A 20,961-nucleotide genomic window follows, 5' to 3' on the forward strand; every position below is an offset into this window, starting at 1 on the left:
AGGGACGGTTTGGTTATGGAAATACATAAATCGGCGATGTACCAAAGAGGGGGAAACTTTTTTGATCAGACGCTCTTTTTATTACCTGTGGGGGTCCCAGACGATCTCCAACGTAGCAGATATCATCTACATGTTGAGTGTAGTGGTATTGGTGTTCAGCTCAAGTAATTCCTTAATGACGACTATTCTAATCCCGCTGTTCCGATTGTCTGCCCAAGTGCTTAGTGGGCTCGTTGCACCAATCGTCCTCGGCCGATTTCGGCTAACACGCGTGTTGCTATTTTCCCAGTTTGGTCAGTTTGTCATTTTTACGCTACTGCTGCTTTATTTGTGGATCGTACCTGAGCAGAGGTCGTTTCTATTTATTTTTGTGATGGTGTTCGGTATGTCTTTTCTGGATGGCTGGACCAATCCTGCGCGTAATGCGCTTGTACCCCGTTTGGCTACGGGTGAAGGGCTAATGCGTGCCAACGGCATGGTGGCGGTCAGTGATCAGGTGGTCAGGTGTGCAGGCTGGGCGCTGAGCGGAATTATTGTGGCTTGGCTGGGTTCCCTGAATACGCTTGTGATTGCATCCTGTTGTTATCTCGTGGCTGTAACTGTCACGTCCTTTATTCGTGATCCGCTGGATCAGAAGGAATTAAGTCTTGAAGCTTCGGATTCCTCGACAAATGCAGTAGAGCCTGCAAAGGCAAAGGAAAAAGGCTCCCATTGGAAAGAGCTTGGGGAAGGCTGGACAATCATTTGGCACAACCGTCGTATTCGTTCTCTGATGATCGTCGATAGCGTGGATAGTATCGGGGGAGTCTCCTGGCTTGGGGTATTTATTCTGGCGTACGTCAGCCAAGTGCTGCATCGGGATGCGAGCTGGTGGGGCTTTATGAATGCGTCCTTTTTTTCGGGCACGATTTTGGGTGGATTGATTGTCGTTGGCTTGGTCAAGCGATTGCAAAAGAACAGCTTTTTGTACATGCTCGGAGCATTGCTGGTGTATGTACTGATTACCATTGTATTTGCGCTGAATACCATCCCCGCTGCTGCGCTTATTCTTTTTGCTGTATCAGGCTTACCTGTTCAGATGGCTGGTATCATTCGCCGCACCTTGCTGCAAACCAGTGCACCGGCAGCCCAGCTGCCCAAAGTGATGGCGGGAATTGATGTGCTTACAAATCTCGCTTTCGGTCTGTCTTTGTTATTCATGGGCTGGTATGCAGACCGTTTCGGTATGGTGCAGGTGTATTTGTTGGCTGCGGCCATGACTACCGTTGCTGTTCTGATCGGCTGGTTCTACCGCAGGGATTTTCAGGAAAGTGAGCAAATGGACCAACCAACCGCTACGGGCGCTGGGATTTAAAATTGGGGTTCCCGTTAGGCGTGACAGCATTCATTGGATGAGTTCAATTTTACAGGAACACCACTGGAATAACGTTGACGGTGGTGTTCCTTTCATATCATATTAAATTAAATGGTATGTCTGTTGAGCAATACGTGCCATTCCTAATGTCAGGTCCGTTTGCTCGTGAGATATGTTTTGACGGCAGGAGGAGTGTAATTTGTAAATTGCTGTAGGATTCCTTGCGAAGTAGTATCCGTAATTACCAACGCACGATATTTTTCCTGCATAAATTGTTCCTCAACCATACGATTAAACAAGGAAATAAGAGGATCGTAATAATGGTTAATATTTAAAAGACCGCATGGCTTTTCATGCAAGCCTAATTGCGCCCATGTGAAAATTTCAAAGTATTCTTCCATTGTACCTGGGCCACCTGGTAAAACAATGAATCCGTCCGCAATCTCTGCCATTTTAGATTTTCGTTCGTGCATGGAATCAACAATGATTAATTCGCTCAGGCCATTATGTGCAATTTCACGGTTTTGCAAAAAGTGAGGGAGTACACCGATGACGTGACCTCCTGCATGAAGTGCCGCGTCAGCCACTGCACCCATTAAACCAACACTTGCTCCTCCATAAATCAGGCTTATTTCCTGTTCGGCAAGTGCCTTGCCCAGAGCAACAGCATGCTCTCGATAAATCTCAGACGCTCCATTACTGGAACCGCAAAAAACAGCAATGCTTTTCATATGAGATTCTCCTTTATGTATATCTTTTTGCAAGTTTTTGCTGGTGTGTTCGAAATATATCCTCCAAGGTGATGTCATACTTGTTGGCGATCACGATGAGATTACCCAGTACGTCTCCAAGTTCTTCAGTTAAATGCTCCCTGTTCTCCTCGAATGAACCATCGATCTCATCAGGCCGGTCTCTGCCGATCTCCAGGGCGCGAATAGCTCTCGCAACCTCCCCGGTTTCCTCTGCCAAGAAACCAATTCGGACGAAGATATCTAAATCAGACCAGTTCCTCTCCTGATAATATTGCTTGACCCACTTTTGAAATTCATTAATATCCATATTCAGCCTCCCAACTGAAACCCATGCATGATGTTGGCTATACAAACCATAAGGTTTAGATGAAACGGAAACGTTTGTTCTCGTTTTATTATATAATATAGGGGGGGATTTATCAAAGAAAAATAAAAAAGCCAATTGCTTAAAAAGCAACCGACTTTTTTTAAGAACGTTGACCTTACTGATGCGACCGTATCCGGTCAGCCTTTTAAGCCGTAGTAAACTGGCTGTTATAGAGCGAGGCATAATGGCCGCCGCTGGCAAGCAGCCCCTCATGGGTACCACTTTCGACGACATCGCCGTTTTTCATGTATAGAATCAAATCCGCTTCGCGGATGGTCGATAGTCTGTGGGCGATCACAAAGCTGGTGCGTCCGGCAATCATTTTCATAAATGCTTTTTGGATACGCGCTTCTGTCAGAGTGTCTATGCTACTGGTCGCTTCATCCAGGATCAGCATAGGTGGATCGACGAGGATTACCCTCGCGATGGTAAGCAGCTGTTTTTGGCCTTGCGACAGGCTGTCGCCTGACCCGCTGATGACCGTATCGTAGCCATGAGGCAGTCGCTTGATGAAGCTATGCGCATTGGCAGCTGTTGCAGCCGCGATGACTTCTTCGTCCGTGGCTTCCGGCTTCCCGTAAGCGATATTGTCCCGAATGGTTCCGCTGAACAGCCATGTATCTTGAAGCACCATACCAAAGTTAGTCCGCAGGTTGTCCCGGCTCATGTCGTTGATATTCACCCCGTCGATGGATATCGAGCCGCTGTCCACATCGTAAAACCGCATGAGCAGATTGACGAGTGTGGTTTTGCCAGCTCCGGTCTGTCCGACAATGGCCACACGTGTACCCGGTTTAACCTCCAGACTAAAGTTCGTAATGAGCGTACGTTCCGGGTTATAGGAAAATTTCACATGATCAAAAAGAATCGTGCCTTTGCTGCGCTTCAGCTGTACGGCGTTCGATTTTTCCGGCTGCTCTGGCGGTGAGTCCAAAATCGCAAATATGCGCTGAGCAGAAGCCGTAGCTGCCTGGAACTGGGTGAGAACACCTGTAATTTCATTAAAGGGTTTGGCGAACAAATTGGTATAAATCAGAAAGCTCGACAATCCACCTACCGAGATCCCACCCAAAATAATGGAGATACAGCCAATCATGGCGGTGACTGAAAAAGTCATGTTGTTCACCAATCTGGTAGAGGGGTTGGACAATGATCCGTAAAACTGCGATTTCACCCCGGCTTGATACAATTGTTCGTTTCTGGCGGAGAATTCCTCAAGCGAGCGGTTTTCATAATGAAAAGCAGTAACTACCCGTTGTCCGCCAATCATTTCTTCTACGTAACCGTTCAGGCTTCCTAAAATTTTTGCCTGTTCGCGGAACATACGCTGTGACCTTGTCGTAATGAACCGTGCCACACCGTATGTGATCGGGGCAGACACCAATACGACCAACGTCATGATCGGACTGATATACAGCATGAGTACAATGGAGCCTATAATCGTAATAATCCCGGTAATCAAGGTGGAAAAACCTTGCAGCAATCCATCCGACACAGCATCCATATCGTTCACAAAACGGCTAATGCTGTCTCCTTGCGGATGAGTGTCATGAAAGCTTAACGGAAGGATATTAAAATGATCAAATAACTCCCGCCGCATATCATTTACGGTCTGAAAAGCAATACGGTTCGTCAAATACGTGAGTAGCCAGCTAAACAGACTGCCTACAACATATACAATGCCTAATCCAGCTAGAATCTTTACAATACCTTTAAAATCCACTGCTCCCTTATTCACCATGTGGTCGATAGCTTGACCAATCATGTAGGGTCCGATCAGACTGGCAAGCACGCTGAGAATCGCACTGACGATGACCCCAAATGTTGTTGTTTTATATTGACCGACATAGGTTAACAATCTTCTCCAGGTTTCCTTGCCACTCATTGGTCTACCTCCTGCGTTGAGAGCTGGGAATGATTAATTTCTTGATATACTTCTGAGCTGCTCATCAACTGATCATGTGTGCCGATTCCGACAATCCGGCCTTCATCAAATACAATGATTTTATCAGCATGCTGTACGCTGCTTACTCGTTGCGAGACCAGTAGGACAGTCATGCGGGTGCTATTTTCCCGTAGCGATTTCCGGAGGGCGGCGTCAGTTGCAAAATCAAGTGCGCTTGAGGAATCGTCCAAAATCAGAATTTCCGGATTGCCTACAATAGCTCTGGCAATGGTAAGTCGCTGCTTTTGGCCGCCTGATAGATTAAGTCCTCCTCGGGTGATCGGGGCATCGAATTTTTCCGGCAAGTTAGAAATAAATTCATCCGCTTGCGCGATTGCTGCGGCTTGAGCGACTTCCTCGTCGGTGGCGTGTTCATGTCCCCAACGGATATTATCCGCTATCGTCCCAGTGAACAGCAGCGCCTTCTGAGGAACAATACCGATTTTCTGCCGCAATTGCTCAAGCTTATACTGCCGAACGTCGATGCCGTCAACCTGCACACGACCCTCTACCGCATCATAGAAACGGGGAATGAGATTCACAAAAGTGGATTTCCCCGAACCTGTCCCTCCGATGATGCCGACCGTCTCACCGGGATAGATGTTTACGACTACATCACTAAGTGCCAGTTGTCCTGTCTTATTGTATCCAAAGGAAACATGATCAAAAGAGATGGCTGGTACAGCGCCATGCCCACTTGTTCCCTCCCTATCTATAGATGTAGAAGTAGCAGCAGTGTCGGAAATCGAAGCTTGCGTGTCTAGGACCTCCTGAATCCGCGCTGCTGAAGTGGCAGCCTTGGTGAACAAAATAATTAAATTGGTCACCACAATCAGAGCTAATAAAATTTGCGTAATGTAATTAATAAAGGCAATAATCTCCCCTTGTGTAAGTGATCCATATTGGATATGGATGGCGCCGATCCACAGGATTGCAATAATAGCTCCGTTTACCACCAGCAAGGTGGCAGGGCTTAGCAAAGCAGAAATACGTCCGACACGAATAGCGGTCTGAGTCAGGTCATCCGAAGCGGCGTTGAATTTAACTCGCTCAGCGCCTCTTTTGGCAAATGCGCGTATGACCCGTACGCCTGTAAGATTTTCGCTAAGTACCAGAGCGATTTTATCGAGTTTTTTTTGATACCGACGATACAGTGGTGAAGCCTTCGTAATGACCACATACAGGATCAAAGCTAGAACCGGTGTAGCCGCCAACAGCACCAAAGCCAGGCGGAAATCCAGGATCATGGACATGATAATAGCCCCGATACAAATAAAAGGAGCACGAATGACCAGACGAATCAGCATCGCTACAGCCGTTTGGAGTTGATTGACATCATTCGTAATCCGGTTGATGAGCGAGGGCGTACCGAACTTATCGAGATCAGCATAAGAAAACGATGAAATATGTTTAAACATCGTATTGCGCAGCGTAGTTCCGAATCCTTGGGAGGCACGGGCTGCGTAAAACTGACATACTAATGAACTGCCAAAGCCCAGTATAGTCATGAGTAACATCAAAAGACCCATCTGCCAAACATAATGGGTGTCTCCTTTACCTACACCATGATTGATCATTAAGGCAACCATAGTGGGCAGCAATAGTTCCAAGATGGCCTCAATCAGTTTAAATAGAGGCCCAAGAATCGTTTCCTTTTTATAGGGTTTCAAAAAAACAGCAAATTTCAGCAAATAAACCATCACCTAACCTAAATAATGTATATAGCCTCATGCCGCAATAGCATATCTGAATTTGATTATGTCATATCCCCAACCATATGAATAATATTTAATATATATTAGAGGTATAGGTTTTACATATATCAGTACCGGAGGGCCATAATGATGGAATTGAGACATCTCAAGTATTTTTTGGCGATCGCAGAGGCCGGACAGATTACAGCGGCAGCCAAAAAGCTGCAAATCGCACAGCCTCCCTTAAGTCAGCAGCTCATGCAACTGGAGGAAGAGCTTGGTGTAAAGCTCGTGCATCGAGGCTCGCGAAGCATCCAGTTGACGGAGGCCGGCATCATTTTACAGAATAGGGCCAAGCAGATTCTGGAGCTGACAGATGCCACAACGAGAGAAATTAACGATTTTGCCTTGGGGATGAAGGGTACGCTTACCATTGGAACGGTCTCCTCTTCCGGCGCAGCCCTAATGAAAGACAGGCTTTCCGAATTTCATAAAACCTATGCGGGTGTAAAATTTGAAATTCATGAGGGAAATACCTTTAGGATTCTCGATCTTTTGAACAAAGGAATTGTCGAGGTCGGTATCGTCAGAACCCCTTTTAATACCACTGATTTAGGGTGCAGATATGCGTCCTCCGAACCGATGATCGCAGTGATGACAGAAGAACATGACTGGAACCCCGAACAGAAGACCATCCCGTTGTCTGGCTTGAAAAACAGGCCGCTCATCGTATATCGCCGCTTTGAACAATTGATCCACGATACCTGTATAAAGCATGGCTTTGAGCCAAATTTCTTTTGCAAAAACGATGATGCTCGCACCACGCTTCATTGGGCTAATGAAGGGCTGGGGATCGGTATGATTTCGCGGTCTGCGTTGTCACTCGGAAGCAATAACCAGTTAATCGTTAAGAAAATTATGTGTGAAGAATTGCATACACGTGTGGCGGCTGTCTGGATGAAGGATAAATACATGTCTTCTCTAGCCTCTCGATTCATTGAAAGTTTTAGCCAAGCATCTGATGGAGCTGACTTAAGGTAGCTAAATTTTTTGGATGAAAGCATCTTTTTGTAAAAACTCATTTGAATTGCAATCGGGAACTGGATATAGTAGTACAGTAGGATAGCAATAGAATGGAGTTTGAATACATGCCACATAATGCAAAGGTTCGAATCCGTCTTCATAGTCATCATGACGGAGAAGATGTGGTACAGGAACTTCCCGGAGAAGCGATCGTGCGTGGGAAGCATCTATATATAAGGTATGATGAGCCGCAAGAAAGTCCTGAGGGCGGTACGACACGGAACACAGTCAAAATCGGATCGGATGAGCTAAAGCTGATTCGTCACGGTGAGGTACAATCAGAGCAGTCGTTTGCGCTGGGACGCAGGTTGCCTGGATTTTACCGCTCGCCTTATTTAAACCTGAACATGTCTGCGCATACGCAGAAGCTTGATATTCGGATGGATGGATTCAGCGGACATGTGAGCTGGACCTATGATCTGTACGTATTTGAGGATTTCTCGGGGCATTTTGCCATCAGTTTGCATATACAGGAGGAGCAATAATCATGACAAGCAATCCACTGGAACTTATTAATCAAAAGGTGACTTTAGCAATCGAGGCGGCGGTGATGGCTGCCGGAATCGTGAGCCGCGAAGAGCTGCCGACCATTACGCTGGAGGTGCCCAAGGACAAGTCACACGGTGATTTGGCTACCAACGTTGCGATGCAGCTCACCCGCATTGCGAAGAAGAACCCACGGCAAATCGCTGAAGACTTAATCGCGAATATGGATTTAGCTTCCGCTTCTATTGAAAGTGCAGAAATCGCTGGACCGGGTTTTATTAACTTCCGCCTGAACAAGAGCTACCTGTACGCAGTCATTGGACAAGTGCAGGAGCAGGGGGCAGATTACGGGCGTATACAGGAAGGTGCAGGCAAAAAGGTACAAATCGAGTTTGTCAGCGCCAATCCGACAGGTAGCCTTCACTTAGGTCATGCACGTGGTGCAGCCGTAGGGGATGCTCTTTGCAACGTGCTTGATTTTGCCGGATACAAAGTAACTCGTGAATACTACATTAATGATGCGGGCAACCAGATTTACAACATGAGCCGCTCTATTGAAGCGCGTTATTTGCAGGAGCTGGGACAGCCTGCGGAGATGCCGGAAGATGGTTACCATGGTGAGGATATCATCGGGTTTGCCAAGGAACTGGTGGCTGAAAAGGGCGATTCTCTGTTGTCCATGGAACCGGGAGATCGTGCTGCTTATTTCCGTGACTACGGTCTGGAAAAGGAACTAAACAAGATTAAGCGTGATCTGGAGCTGTTCCGTGTACCTTTTGACTCCTGGTTCAGCGAAACGTCGCTGTATGAAAATGGTGAAGTGCTTAAAGCGCTGAATGAGCTGCGTGACCGTGAAGAGATTTACGAGAAGGACGGAGCTACATGGCTGAATACGACCAAGTACGGCGACGATAAAGACCGTGTCTTGATCAAAAATGACGGTACATATACGTACCTGACCCCGGATATCGCTTACCATCGCGATAAATATGCTCGTGGGTATGACACGATCATCAACATTTGGGGAGCGGATCACCATGGCTATATTCCACGGATGAAGGCAGCAATGGAAGCACTGGGTAATGACCCGGATAAGCTTAAAGTGTTGATTGCCCAAATGGTCAGCTTGTTCCAAAATGGGGAAAAAGTAAAAATGTCCAAACGTACTGGCAAGGCCGTGACGATGGAAGATCTGATGGAAGAAGTGGGTGTAGACGCGATCCGTTACTTCTTCACTATGCGCAGCATGGATTCGCACCTGGATTTTGACATGGATTTGGCGATTTCCACTTCCAATGAGAATCCAGTATTCTACGTACAATATGCGCACGCACGTGCATGCAGCGTATATCGTCAAGCTGAAGAGCAGGGGATTGCTGTGCTGCCGTTGGCAGAAGTTGACTTGTCCAAGCTGACGGCTGAGCATGAATACGATTTGCTCCGCAAAATCGGCGAGCTGCCGGAGGAAGTATCGGTGGCGGCTGCAAACTTTGCACCACACCGTATGATTCGCTATGTCTACGAGCTGGCTTCATTGTTCCACAGCTACTATAAGGCAGAGCGCGTCATTACAGAGGATGCCGCTCAAACGCAGGCACGCTTGGCGTTGTTTGGTGCGGTGCGCACGACCATTGCCAACGTACTGAAGCTAGTGGGCGTGTCTGCACCGGAACGTATGTAAGCAAGCAACTTTAACATCATGACCTTGTAGTCATATAAATAATAATAAAAGGAACCGAGGCGCCACTCTCAACAGGTTGGCGCCTCGGTTCCTTTTTATGTTGGATTAGCTTAGTAGCGTTCCAGTACCAAATTCGTTTTCAGGGAATCGGCGGGAACCAGCCATCCTTTGGATTGCAACAGGTTCATCAGCTTGGTGCGGTTGCTGGCGGCAACACTGTAATCCGAGGTTTTGAAGGAGATTTCGATAATATTTTCTGTACCTGATCCGTTTGCGCTGCGAATAGGCCATATTTCAACGTCGGTATCCAGTCCCTGAAAGCTACCTTCATATTTGCTGACCTGTACCGGACCGCGTACTCTGGAGTCTGCCAGAGTTTTCTTGCCCCAGTTGCTGGATTTCCAGTTTTGCAGCTTGCCCGGAAGATTATCCTGTAGTTGCTTTAATGCTTGATCTGGGGAAGGCAGAGCCAATCCTTTGGAGGCGTTTGTTTTTTTATCATTGGAAAAACTTAGTGTTTGCTTGCTGTATCCCCAATCCACCTCAGCCTCATAATTATCATCAGATGCGCTGAACCCTTCTTTATTCGCTTGGGTGAACGCCGCGTCGATATTTCCATTTGTGACCGTATAGCGCTTTTTGTAGGTTAATTCATAATTTTTTTTGTCCTCTTTTTTGCGAAACCTCACGTTCCAGCCCTCGTCATTTAATTGCAATGAATTTGTATCAAAATACTCGACGCTCAATCGTTGTGCATCGTCGCTAATTTGAAACTCGTTCACGATGCCACTTTTTAATGAGCCATCCGCATTGAGCACCTGAGCCGTATCCAGTAGTAGCTTCACCTCATAGCTTGGTGTGGCATTGGCGGCAGCTTGTACCGGTTCTGCTCCTTTCCATCCTGTTACGAGCAGTACTGCACTCAGAGTTACTACCGACATCAATTGGGTGATACGAAGGCCTGTTTTCATTTCATCCTCTCCTGTTCGTCCGAATAGGTTACACGCTACACTTTACGGGTGTATTGTCAGTCGTATGTCAAAGCAAGAGGGTACTCCGGTAAAAAAAAGACATAATTTCTATATGACAGGTAAGATTTAATCTTGGTTCCATGATAAATATTCGGTGAATCTGTGAATGAGCGCCGAGCGATGGCGGTCTTTGTTGCTGACCATATAAATATACCGCTCAACAGACTGCCCCGGAATAGGTCTTACAACCAGTAAGCCCCGCTCAACCTCTGACTGAACGGCAATGCGAGAGACAAAGGAGATGTGTTCTCCCAGCATAACCGCCTGTTTGATGGCTTCCAGTGAATCCAACTCCAGATAGGAGGGAAGTCGCCGACTCCCACGCTCCAGCCATTTGTCGGTCACGTGGCGTGTGCTGGAATCCTTGCCATGTAATACGAAGGAGGAAGAAGCGATAAGCTCGGGTGTCAAATCGGTTTCGTTGGCGAGCGGATGAGTGGGTGAGCAGATGAGCATCAGTTCATCTTCGCCCAAGGATTCTGAGAGTAGCGTTGGGGATTGAAACGGCTCTGCCGAAATGATGCCAAGATCAATTTCGTGACGAGCGAGCATGTCCTTGATCACGGGCGCAGTTTTCACAGACAAGGCGATGTGAATGCCCGGATGCTCACGGGCAAAGCGGTGCAACACAGCAGGAAGCAAGTAGGTAGCGGGTACATAGCTTGCGCCAATACGTATGCTTCCCCGCTGGAGCGTATCGAACTCGCGGACGACTCGCTCAGCTTCGGCAGCCAGTGCATTAATTTTGCTGGCATAGTGCAGTAGCGCATTTCCAGCATCCGTCAGGATGATTTTGCCCATGCGTGTGTCAAACAGCTTTACGCCGAATTCACGCTCCAGATTTTTCATATGAAAAGTAACAGTAGGTTGCTTTAAGCCAAGAAGCTCGGCGACCGTGGTAATTTTATGGTGCTTATTCAGCAGTTCTACAATATGTAACTTTAGAAGACTTAAATTCACTTAGAATGCCTCGCTTTCAGGTTAATCGAACAATCATGCCTATTTGTATGGGTAGCAGCATTAATCCCCTCTATATAGATTAAATCTATGAGTATTAACACAATTCATTGAAATAATTAATTTTGTTTTAACTTTCCAATAACACAGCTTGCGAATTCAAGTTTTACACTGGGGTCAGTCAGAAGAACAGGCAGGTAATGCGATGAATCAGGATCTATATATTCACGGATTAAGTAAAACCTTCAGCCAAATAACAGCGCTGCATGAGACGAATCTGGTCGTACGACGGGGCAAATTCACAACACTGCTCGGACCGTCCGGATGTGGGAAAACAACGCTCTTGCGCTTGATTGCTGGTCTGGAGACACCGGATACCGGCACAATCACGATGGGAGAGGAAATTCTTTTTTCGGCTGAACGAAAAAAGGATATTCCCGCACATCTCCGCCACTTTGGTATGGTCTTTCAGGATTTCGCTCTGTGGCCGCATATGACGGTGTTTGAAAATGTGGCCTTCGGCCTGCGTGCGGGCAAGCGGGGGAAAGGGTTTGCCAGCGCCCGAGACAAGGAACTGCGGACAGTGGTGCTGGAGGCGCTCGACATGGTCAGATTGTCAGGGATGGAGGATCGGTATCCTCATCAGCTGTCCGGTGGTCAGCAGCAGCGGGTTGCCTTCGCAAGAGCGGTTGCTATCCGGCCTCGACTGGTGTTGTTCGACGAGCCTCTCAGTGCGCTGGATGCGGTGCTACGGGAGGAGATGCGCATTGAGATGTTGTCGCTTGTGCGCGATCTGGGGCTGACCGCCCTATATGTCACCCATGATCAGATCGAGGCCATGTCCATGTCTGATGAAGTGGTTGTTATGAAAAGTGGACATATTTTGCAGACCGGAACACCAGAGGTGATCTACGGTTGCCCAGCTCATCCAGAGGTGGCGAGGTTTATCGGCAAATCCAACTGGCTGGAGTTGGAACGGACACTATTTCGTCCTGAACATGTCCGTTGGGAACAGGAGCAAGCGGATCAGCACGCTTTTACAGTAGAGATCCTGCATGTCAGCTATGTCGGCGATCGTTATGAAATTCGTATACTAGCCGAGAGCGGCGAGCAATGGACTGCATATCATTCCATCCGCTTGCCCATAGGTCAACAAATGAACATTTGGGTATCACCGCAACACATCCACCAACTTGAAGCATAGGGAAAAGGGGTATATAAGATGATGAATAGGCATGTTTTTCGTACAGGATGGAAAAAAGGGACGATGCTCGCATTAACATTGACTTTTGGACTCGCTGTGGCGGGTTGCGGAACAGCAACGCCAACCAAGGATGGGGCGCCAGCTAATGGATCAGCAGGACAAGCGGAGGCGGCATCCACCGATCAGAAGTTGGTGGTCTACAGCGCAGGCCCGGATGGACTGGCGAAAAAGCTGATAGCAGGATATGAGGCGCAGAGCGGAGTGAAGGTAGAGTTGTTTCAGGGAACGACAGGAAAAATTTTGGCCCGTATGGAAGCCGAGAAGACGAATCCGGTAGCGGACGTGGTTGTGCTGGCATCGCTTCCGTCTGTACAAGGCTTGAAAAAGGAAGGACTAACACTGCCTTACCCGGATGCCAAAAACGCGGACAAGCTAAATCCAGACTGGTCCGATAAGGAGGGCAACTACTTCAGTACCAGTGCTTCTGCTCTGGGCATTGCGTATAACACAAAGCTGGTGAAAACACCACCAACTTCATGGGCCGATTTAGCGAAGCCTGAGTACAAGGATCAGGTTAACATCCCCGACCCATCACTGTCCGGCTCAGCATTGGACTTTATGACAGGCTATCTGAGCGCCAAGGGCGATGGAGGCTGGACGTTGTTTGAGCAGTACAAGGCAAACGGTGTGGCCATGGCTGGTGCCAATCAGGAAGCGCTGGACCCCGTGATTACCGGAGCTAAAGGTATAGTCGTTGCTGCGGTCGATTACATGACCTACAAGGCTAAAGCCAAAGGCGAGCCGATTGACATCGTCTATCCAACAGAGGGAACCGTCATCAGCCCACGTCCCGCTGCAATTCTCAAGTCAACGCAGCATGAGCAGAATGCCAAGGCATTTATTGACTATCTGTTGTCGGACGACGCACAGAAACTAGTAGCGGATGCCTCCTTACTCCCGGGCCGCACGGATATCAAAGCTGACAAGCGTGCCAATCTGGACGAGATCCCATTGCTGAAGACCAATTGGGAATGGATGGGCGAACATGGATCAGACGTGACAGAGAAGTTCACGCAAATGTTCAAATAAGCCGATGGGAGGCTTATCCGTTAAACACATCAGAGCGTGGTGTCTGACGCTGGCTCTGATCGCGCTTCTTTTCTTGATTGTGATGCCGTTGCTGCAAATCTTTATCCAAAGTGTGTATGTTGATGAAGAATTTCAGTGGGATGCACCTTTTCGAACGTTAGCTGCTTCACCATTTGCGGGAGTGCTATTCAGCTCGATTTGGCTAGGTATCTGTGTGATTGCAGGAACAACGGTACTTGCACTTCCGCTAGCCTGGATCATGTCCAACACTCGTCTTGCGCACTGGCGCTGGTTGGATGTCGTGCTGCTAATTCCGTTTATGACCCCGCCCTATATCGGGTCCATGGGCTGGATTCTGTTTATGCAAAAAAACGGATATCTGGAGCAGTTGTTCCCGGACCTGTATTTCTTAACGCCATCCTTCTTTAGCCTTGGTGGCATGGTGATGATCATGAGCCTACATCTATTTCCATTCCTGTACCTGCTGCTGCGCGGGGCGCTGGTGAGGATTGGCGGGAGTCTGGAGGAGGCGGGTGCCGTAATGGGCGGCGGCTTTCTGTACAGATTCCGTCGAATCATTTTACCGCTGCTGCTTTCGGCTTACGGAATGGGCGCGCTGCTCATTTTCGTTAAAACGATTGCCGAGTTTGGCACCCCCGCTACCTTTGGGCGACGTATCGGGTATGAGGTCATGACTTCAGAAATCCACAAATACATTTCTAGCTGGCCCATAGATTTTAGCAAAGCGACGTCGATGGCCTCGGTGCTGTTAACCGCCTGCCTGCTCATGTGGTATGCGCAGTCGGTGATCAACCGGAAGTTTACGTATAGGCTGGTAGGTGGTAAAGGTTCGCGTCCGTCCCGTCTTCGTATATCCGGTTGGACTACGGGGCTGAGTGTTGCATTCATTCTATTGTTGCTCATTGCGTCCATTGGCATTCCTTATTTTTCAATTCTTTCAGCCTCGACGATGAAGCTGAGGGGAATGGGACTTGCCTGGGATAATTTGACGCTCGACTCTTACAAGGAACTGCTGTCTTGGGGATCAGAGAGTATGGAGGCGCTCCTGAACAGCGTATTTCTCTCTTTGGGCGCATCGACGCTTGCTGTGGTGCTGGGCACTTGGTTTGCACTTGTCATTGGCGGCTCACGCACAAGAATCCAACGGACGGTTGATGCATTTAGTTTGCTTCCGAATACGGTGCCGGGAATTGTTATGGTGGTGGGCCTGATTTTGTGGTGGAACTCACCATGGATGCCGATTCCATTGTATAACACATACGGCATGGTCATTCTGACGTATGTTATCTTGTTTGTTCCTTATACTGTGCAGTATGTCAAAAGCGCCTTTACACAGGTGGACGCTGGCCTTTTTCAGGCGGGGCAGGTATTTGGCGGGCGACCGTCTTATATATTCCGCCGGATTGTACTGCCGCTGATTGTACCGGGAATGCTCGCTGGTTGGATGATGACATTTACCATTGCTTCACGCGAATTGGTAGGATCATTACTGATTTTGCCACCATCCGTTCAGACGTCAGCAACCTACATATTTGCACAATTTGAACAGGGACAGGTGTCGCTTGGGATGGCGATGGCTGTCATATCGGTCGGAATGACCACGTTGCTACTGATCTTAATGGAAAGCTTAAACTCGCGAAGAAAGTGGAAATAATCATGACTAAGCTTAGGATTTGGGGAGGGGCGGGCGAACATGGCCGTTCCTGCTATGTTTTTGAAGGAAAACAGCATCGCGTCATGCTGGATTGTGGCGTGAAAAAGGAAGGAACCGGACAATATCCGGTTTTCCCACCGCAGGTGGCGGAGAGACTGACCGCTGTATTGCTGTCTCATGCACATGAGGATCATTCCATGGCACTCCCCCTACTGTACAAGTATGGATACCAGGGGGAGGTCTGGACGACCAAGGCCACTGCTGAGCAGTTAGGCTCCTATTTTCGCTCCTGGCATACTTATGTTGAATCAAGAGGAGCAGAACTACCATACGACGAACAGAACATCCAATCCATTGCTTATCGCTATCTAGAAGATGAGGCGCCAGCAGGAGAATGGCTTGAGGCTTGTCCGAGTATGAGAATCATGTGGGGACGCAGTGGACATTTGGCTGGTGCAGTATGGTATGTGGTAGAAATGGAAGGGAAGCGGTTGTTTTTTTCTGGAGATTACAGCCGCGAATCTGAGCTTCTTGCTGCCGATGCGCCAGACTTGGGTGTTGGGGAGGGGCTGCATGACCTGCCTGAATGGAAGTCAGAGCCCAATCTAGCGGACATATCCATTATGGACAATGCGTATGGCATGGATATAGACCCGCAGCCTGTTAAGCTGGAGCGGCTGAGGGTCGAGATGGAGCGGATATTATGGTCTGGTGGCCATGTGTTGTTGCCGGTGCCTGCCTTTGGCAGAGGACAGGACTTGATTGTATGGGCTAGTGAGCAATTCCCTGAACAGGCAATGATTGTAGAGCACGACATATGGCAGGGATTGAAACAGTTAAACCGCTGGAAAGAATGGCTGCGTCCGGAAGCTCTAGCGCGAATAAAACATGTGCTAAACAGTGACAGGGTCTTCGTGCCTCGTGATGCTGCGGAACGAGTGAGTCTGCTGGAACAGAACCCAACGGCTATTATCATAACAAGAGACGGCATGATGGATTCCCCACAGGCGCGCTGGTACTATCAGTATCTATCGGATAACCGCAACATGGGGGAGGGTAATGATAGCGGAGAAAGAATCAGCAACAGTGTTATATTGACCGGGCATGCTCCACATGGTTCTTTTGGCAAATATCTGTTGGAACGTGTGGATCAAAATAACAGCTGTGTAGCTCGGCATTTGATTTATAAGGTGCATCAGGGATTATCAGATGTGCGGCAAATGCTGAAGGAGCTGCCTAGCAAACAGGTTGTACTCGTTCATGCGCCGAAGCTGCAGACTGACCTGGTACGAGATGAGTTGATAAGAGAAGAAAATAGTGGATGTGAAGGTCCTTCCAGAAAAGTTCACTCTCTGGAGCCAGGCGATACACTAGAGGTTTAGCATCACATCATCATTCACTTTGTGCCCTCCTGCATCAACCGGAAGGCATCGACTTCGCCAAGTTTGGTCGAGATAGAGCTACGTCCAGCGCTTTTGCGCAGGCGTAGTGGTGTGGCGGTACGCTTAAGCAACGCCTTGATTTCTCCAGGCCCCAGTTCCGGCCTCAGTGAAAGGAGAAGTGCGATGCTTCCGGTCACATGGGAAGTAGCCATAGAGGTACCACTCATTTCGTGATGCTTGCCATGGATCCAGGAGGATGTGATCTTTTCGCCAGGTGCGTACACGTCTACAAATTGCCCTCGGTTGCTGAAAGGTGCAATGCGTCTGTATTTGTCAGTAGCCCCCACTGAGATCGTCTGGGAATAGCGGGCGGGGTAGTCAATACTTCGGCGCTTGCCCTCGTTTCCTGAGGACGCTACAACGACGATGCCGTTATGATATGCCTTATTCACCATATCAAGTAATGCCTTGCTGCGCGACTTCATACCAAAGCTCATATTGATGATATCGACACGATTTAATACACACCAGTCGATACCAAGAATGATATCGGAGACGTAGGCGGCTCCATTATGATCAAATGCTTTTACGGGATGAATTAAAGCTCGTGGTGCTACGCCCACCATACCTTCGTCATAGTTGGACGCCGCGATAGTTCCAGCAATATGAGTACCATGGCCATTATCGTCATAGGGTAGCATGGTTCGGTTAAGCAAATTAATACCTCTGGCGAGAGAATGGCGAAGATCAGGATGTTGAAAATCCGCTCCTGTGTCGATCACACCGATTCTGACCCGATTCCCTGTCGAGGAAGGCCAAGCCTTGTATGCACGTACCTGTTTGACTCCCCATGGCATGGAAAGGTTCTTCTCTGCTTTTGGTATATGAGCAGTTTCAGCGTGAACCTTCATGCGGGTATCTTCTTCAACGGTAACACCGTTGTGATATTTGCCCAGCCTGTCTCCCCCTGAAAGCGGAGCGATTAAAGCACGGATTAGTCTGGCCGGTTGTACTTGCCGTAATCCCGCAAGCTCGGGTTTCAGCTTCCTGAGATAGGACAGGCATTCCCGGTATTGGTGAGGCTTATCGAACGTGATGATCTGTTTGTTCCGTCCACTGCCGGACGGCTCCGAAATACCCTCATGCAAACGCTGCAAAAAATCCGGATAGTCCATTTGAGACGGTCCCCCTCCGATGAGCCATGCTGAGGTATAGTATGAGCAAGCGTCAGCTGCGGCATGGGAAACCTGCCCCTTTTTTAAGTAAATAGGCCTGCTTGTCGTGTCAAAGTGGATGTGGACACATACGATACATGGAGGGCATAAGCTCTTGTGCAACAACTTTGGGGGGTTCTCCCGAAGCGGGTACAGTCGAAGACGGGGGGGACCCCGTCTTTTTACGTGTGCCGTCTTGTTTAGGGGGATATTCCTGGAAATTATGACGATACCCATCTTTAACTTGCAATTTGCTTCCAAATAGGTTTTACTTAGTTTTGATAATGGATATGTTAGTATTGCATGTATCGTGTATGCTCTGAAACATGTTCTTGTGAATTACGTGTGAGAGGAAGTGTCCCTAGGTGAGTACCCCACTCAACTTGAAGATTGACCCGGAGAAAGTCCACGAGACTCCAATGGTGGACTTGGCATTTATGGTATTGAAAGCAGCCAATACTCCATATTATTACCGTGACCTGATGAAGGAAGTCGCCAAATTGCGCGGCTTGTCTGACGAAGAAATTAATGACGTTATTGCTCAGCTATATACTGAAATCAACATTGACGGGCGTTTTGCCTGTGTCGGTACGAATCTGTGGGGCTTGAAACGTTGGTATCCGGTAGATAAATCCGAAGATGCCCTGACAGGCGCCAAGCGTCCTCGTATTATTAACGACGAAGACGATGACGACGAAGATGACTATCATGAAGAAGAAACATACAACTCTGATGACGACTTCGATGCAGATAGCGAAGACGAGGACGGCGAAGACGAGCTGTTCGACGGAGAAGATGATGATGATAGTGATGAAGACGTGGTTATAGACGACGAGGACCTCAGTGATGAGGAAGATTCAGAAGATGAAAATGACGATGAGTCGACGGAAGACGACGATTCACTTCGTTAGGAACAGGCTGCAAGGGGAGATGCGTTCTCCCCTTTTTCATGACCGTTTTATTGAAAACCTCTTCTGATTTAAAGCTTTCAGGTGGATTCTCTCCAATCTGGTTCAATGGACAAATTAACACATATAACTTCCTTGACAGCGGATTGGACACGGGGTAAACTATTGCTTGGGCTTATGATTGATTCACTTATATGTTTGCTTTTTTTATAAAAGTGCCCCGTACTACGGGAGTGCTTTTTTGTTTTTTATAGGGGTGTTTTCACTCATGAAAGAAGGCTAAGGGCGGCGGACATGGAAAATGATTCCGCTGCCTTCTTCATGGATGATAATCCGTGCAAACGGGTTACGATAACATCATAATGTCGCCTGAATTTTGCATCTTATCTAGGAGGGTTTTGAACAGTGACAAAGTATATTTTTGTGACAGGCGGGGTTGTGTCTTCCTTGGGCAAAGGGATTACGGCAGCTTCACTGGGGAGGCTTTTGAAGAACAGGGGACTGAAGGTAACGATTCAAAAATTTGACCCTTACCTGAATGTCGATCCGGGTACGATGAGTCCTTACCAGCACGGTGAAGTGTTTGTAACGGATGATGGTGCGGAAACGGACCTTGACTTGGGACACTATGAGCGCTTTATTGATATTAATCTGTCCAAGAACAGCAATGTCACAACAGGCAAGGTATATTCCAGCGTAATCAGCAAAGAGCGTCGCGGAGAATATTTGGGCGGTACGGTGCAGGTTATCCCTCATATTACGAACGAAATCAAGGAGCGCGTGTACCGTGCAGGCCGTGAAGCGGGTTCGGACGTAATTATTACAGAAATCGGCGGTACTGTGGGCGATATTGAGAGCTTGCCATTTTTGGAAGCTATTCGTCAGCTCAAAAGCGAAGTTGGGCGCGAAAATGTGATGTATATTCACGTAACGCTCATTCCTTATATTAAAGCTGCTGGTGAGGTTAAAACCAAGCCAACCCAGCACAGTGTAAAAGAACTGCGCAGCATCGGCATCCAACCGAATGTCATTGTTTGCCGTACAGAGCATGAACTGTCCTCCGATATGAAGGCTAAAATTGCATTGTTCTGCGATATTGATGCGAATGCAGTGGTAGAATGCCGCGATGCTTCAACCCTCTACGAGGTTCCGTTGAACCTACGTGAAGAAGGCTTGGACGAAATCGTAGTTAACCATCTCAAGCTGACAACACCTGCACCAGATATGACCGAATGGGAAGGGTTAGTTGATCGAATCAGCAAGCTGGATAAAACGGTTGAAATTGCTATTGTTGGTAAATATGTTGCATTACATGATGCTTATTTAAGTGTGGTTGAATCACTTTCGCACGCTGGATTTGATGCGAATGCAGACGTAAAAATCCGTTGGGTGAACGCTGAAGAAGTGACGGACGAGAACGTAGCTGACATGCTGGGCGGCATTGGCGGCATTCTCGTACCAGGTGGCTTCGGCGATCGCGGAATTGAAGGCAAAATTAGTACTATCCGTTATGCACGGGAGCAAAAAATTCCGTTCTTCGGTATTTGTCTGGGTATGCAGGTATCTGTCATTGAGGTTGCACGTTCCCTGGCTGGTCTCGAAGGAGCCAACAGCTCGGAAATTAATCCGGCAACGGATTATCCTGTCATTGACTTGCTTCCCGACCAAAAAGACATCGAAGATCTGGGCGGTACGATGCGTCTTGGCTTGTATCCATGCAAACTGGTGGAAGGTTCCCTGGCTTCGGCTTGCTACAACGACGAGCTGGTGTACGAAAGACACCGTCATCGGTACGAATTCAATAACGAATATCGTGAAGTTATTGAAAAAGCGGGTCTTCGCATTTCCGGTACTTCACCGGATGGACGCTTGGTGGAAATCGTGGAGCTCCCTGAGCATCCGTGGTTCCTGGCGGTACAATTCCACCCGGAATTTACTTCCCGTCCGAATCGTCCGCAGCCTTTGTTCCGTGAATTTGTAAAGGCAGCATTGCAGCTTCAAGGTTAATGCTACGGCTTGAAAGACCTCCTACGGGAGGTCTTTTTTTATCCCATGCTTCCTGATTATGAAAGAATATTCCACAATTATGTATTAGAGAAGGATTTTCTTTTTGCAGGAGCGAATATAGTTTTAGGTATG

At 48.0% G+C, this 20,961-nt stretch carries 17 protein-coding genes; 10 read left to right on the plus strand and 7 right to left on the minus strand.

Annotated features, from left to right (window positions below):
- Positions 1-61: 61 nt before the first annotated feature.
- Positions 62-1,354, plus strand: a complete 1,293-nt coding sequence (locus NSS94_RS00605; protein WP_029514918.1) for an MFS transporter — start codon at positions 62-64, stop codon at positions 1,352-1,354.
- Positions 1,355-1,503: 149 nt separating this feature from the next.
- Here NSS94_RS00605 and NSS94_RS00610 read toward each other — a convergent pair whose 3' ends face one another.
- The 4 genes from NSS94_RS00610 to NSS94_RS00625 all read right to left on the minus strand — a co-directional run bounded on the left by NSS94_RS00610 (position 1,504) and on the right by NSS94_RS00625 (position 6,109).
- Entirely contained in the window at positions 1,504-2,085 is a 582-nt protein-coding gene (locus NSS94_RS00610; protein WP_341038290.1) for an LOG family protein, read from the minus strand.
- Between the two features lie 13 nt (positions 2,086-2,098).
- Positions 2,099-2,413 (minus strand): MazG nucleotide pyrophosphohydrolase domain-containing protein, encoded by a 315-nt coding sequence (locus NSS94_RS00615; RefSeq protein WP_029514913.1) that lies wholly within the window; start codon positions 2,411-2,413, stop codon positions 2,099-2,101.
- A gap of 205 nt (positions 2,414-2,618) precedes the next feature.
- The gene (locus tag NSS94_RS00620; protein ID WP_341038291.1) at positions 2,619-4,358 is read right to left on the minus strand and encodes an ABC transporter ATP-binding protein; all 1,740 of its coding nucleotides are present in this window, start codon (positions 4,356-4,358) and stop codon (positions 2,619-2,621) included.
- The gene (locus NSS94_RS00625) at positions 4,355-6,109 is read right to left on the minus strand and encodes an ABC transporter ATP-binding protein (RefSeq protein WP_341038292.1); all 1,755 of its coding nucleotides are present in this window, start codon (positions 6,107-6,109) and stop codon (positions 4,355-4,357) included. Before NSS94_RS00625 ends, NSS94_RS00620 begins: the two co-directional genes overlap by 4 nt.
- A gap of 153 nt (positions 6,110-6,262) precedes the next feature.
- Here NSS94_RS00625 and NSS94_RS00630 point away from each other — a divergent pair, with 153 nt between their 5' ends.
- From NSS94_RS00630 to argS, 3 genes are all read left to right on the plus strand, one after another.
- Positions 6,263-7,153 carry a LysR family transcriptional regulator gene (locus NSS94_RS00630; protein ID WP_341040372.1) on the plus strand — a complete coding sequence of 297 codons (891 nt, stop codon included), beginning with the start codon at positions 6,263-6,265 and terminating at the stop codon, positions 7,151-7,153.
- A gap of 92 nt (positions 7,154-7,245) precedes the next feature.
- Positions 7,246-7,680, plus strand: a complete 435-nt coding sequence (locus NSS94_RS00635) for a DUF1934 domain-containing protein (protein WP_341038293.1) — start codon at positions 7,246-7,248, stop codon at positions 7,678-7,680.
- Between the two features lie 2 nt (positions 7,681-7,682).
- Entirely contained in the window at positions 7,683-9,362 is a 1,680-nt protein-coding gene (gene argS / locus NSS94_RS00640) for an arginine--tRNA ligase (RefSeq protein WP_341038294.1), read from the plus strand.
- 110 nt (positions 9,363-9,472) lie between these two features.
- Here argS and NSS94_RS00645 read toward each other — a convergent pair whose 3' ends face one another.
- Together NSS94_RS00645 and NSS94_RS00650 are read right to left on the minus strand one after the other, a co-directional pair.
- Positions 9,473-10,333, minus strand: a complete 861-nt coding sequence (locus NSS94_RS00645) for a hypothetical protein (RefSeq protein WP_341038295.1) — start codon at positions 10,331-10,333, stop codon at positions 9,473-9,475.
- Positions 10,334-10,459: 126 nt separating this feature from the next.
- Positions 10,460-11,353, minus strand: coding sequence for a LysR family transcriptional regulator (locus NSS94_RS00650; protein WP_029514902.1), 894 nt, complete (start codon positions 11,351-11,353; stop codon positions 10,460-10,462).
- 202 nt (positions 11,354-11,555) lie between these two features.
- Here NSS94_RS00650 and NSS94_RS00655 point away from each other — a divergent pair, with 202 nt between their 5' ends.
- The 4 genes from NSS94_RS00655 to NSS94_RS00670 are packed head-to-tail and all read left to right on the plus strand — an operon-like array spanning position 11,556 to position 16,700.
- Entirely contained in the window at positions 11,556-12,554 is a 999-nt protein-coding gene (locus tag NSS94_RS00655; RefSeq protein ID WP_341040373.1) for an ABC transporter ATP-binding protein, read from the plus strand.
- A gap of 18 nt (positions 12,555-12,572) precedes the next feature.
- On the plus strand, positions 12,573-13,643 hold the full coding sequence (locus NSS94_RS00660) for an ABC transporter substrate-binding protein (protein ID WP_029514900.1): 1,071 nt from the start codon (positions 12,573-12,575) through the stop codon (positions 13,641-13,643).
- Between the two features lie 4 nt (positions 13,644-13,647).
- Positions 13,648-15,318, plus strand: coding sequence for an ABC transporter permease (locus tag NSS94_RS00665; protein ID WP_069011478.1), 1,671 nt, complete (start codon positions 13,648-13,650; stop codon positions 15,316-15,318).
- Positions 15,315-16,700, plus strand: a complete 1,386-nt coding sequence (locus tag NSS94_RS00670; RefSeq protein ID WP_029514896.1) for an MBL fold metallo-hydrolase — start codon at positions 15,315-15,317, stop codon at positions 16,698-16,700. The genes NSS94_RS00665 and NSS94_RS00670 overlap by 4 nt, the downstream gene beginning before the upstream one ends.
- 14 nt (positions 16,701-16,714) lie before the next feature.
- Here NSS94_RS00670 and NSS94_RS00675 read toward each other — a convergent pair whose 3' ends face one another.
- On the minus strand, positions 16,715-17,875 hold the full coding sequence (locus NSS94_RS00675) for a S8 family peptidase (RefSeq protein ID WP_029514895.1): 1,161 nt from the start codon (positions 17,873-17,875) through the stop codon (positions 16,715-16,717).
- 404 nt (positions 17,876-18,279) lie between these two features.
- Between NSS94_RS00675 and rpoE the strand changes: the two genes are divergently transcribed.
- Both rpoE and NSS94_RS00685 read left to right on the plus strand, forming a co-directional pair.
- Positions 18,280-18,825, plus strand: coding sequence for a DNA-directed RNA polymerase subunit delta (gene rpoE, locus NSS94_RS00680; RefSeq protein WP_029514893.1), 546 nt, complete (start codon positions 18,280-18,282; stop codon positions 18,823-18,825).
- A gap of 402 nt (positions 18,826-19,227) precedes the next feature.
- A complete protein-coding gene (locus NSS94_RS00685) occupies positions 19,228-20,829 on the plus strand; it encodes a CTP synthase (protein WP_013368772.1) in 1,602 nt (533 codons plus the stop codon).
- Positions 20,830-20,961: the final 132 nt, after the last annotated feature.

This window comes from Paenibacillus sp. FSL L8-0644 (assembly GCF_038008165.1).
In the GTDB taxonomy this organism is placed as follows: domain Bacteria; phylum Bacillota; class Bacilli; order Paenibacillales; family Paenibacillaceae; genus Paenibacillus; species Paenibacillus polymyxa_D.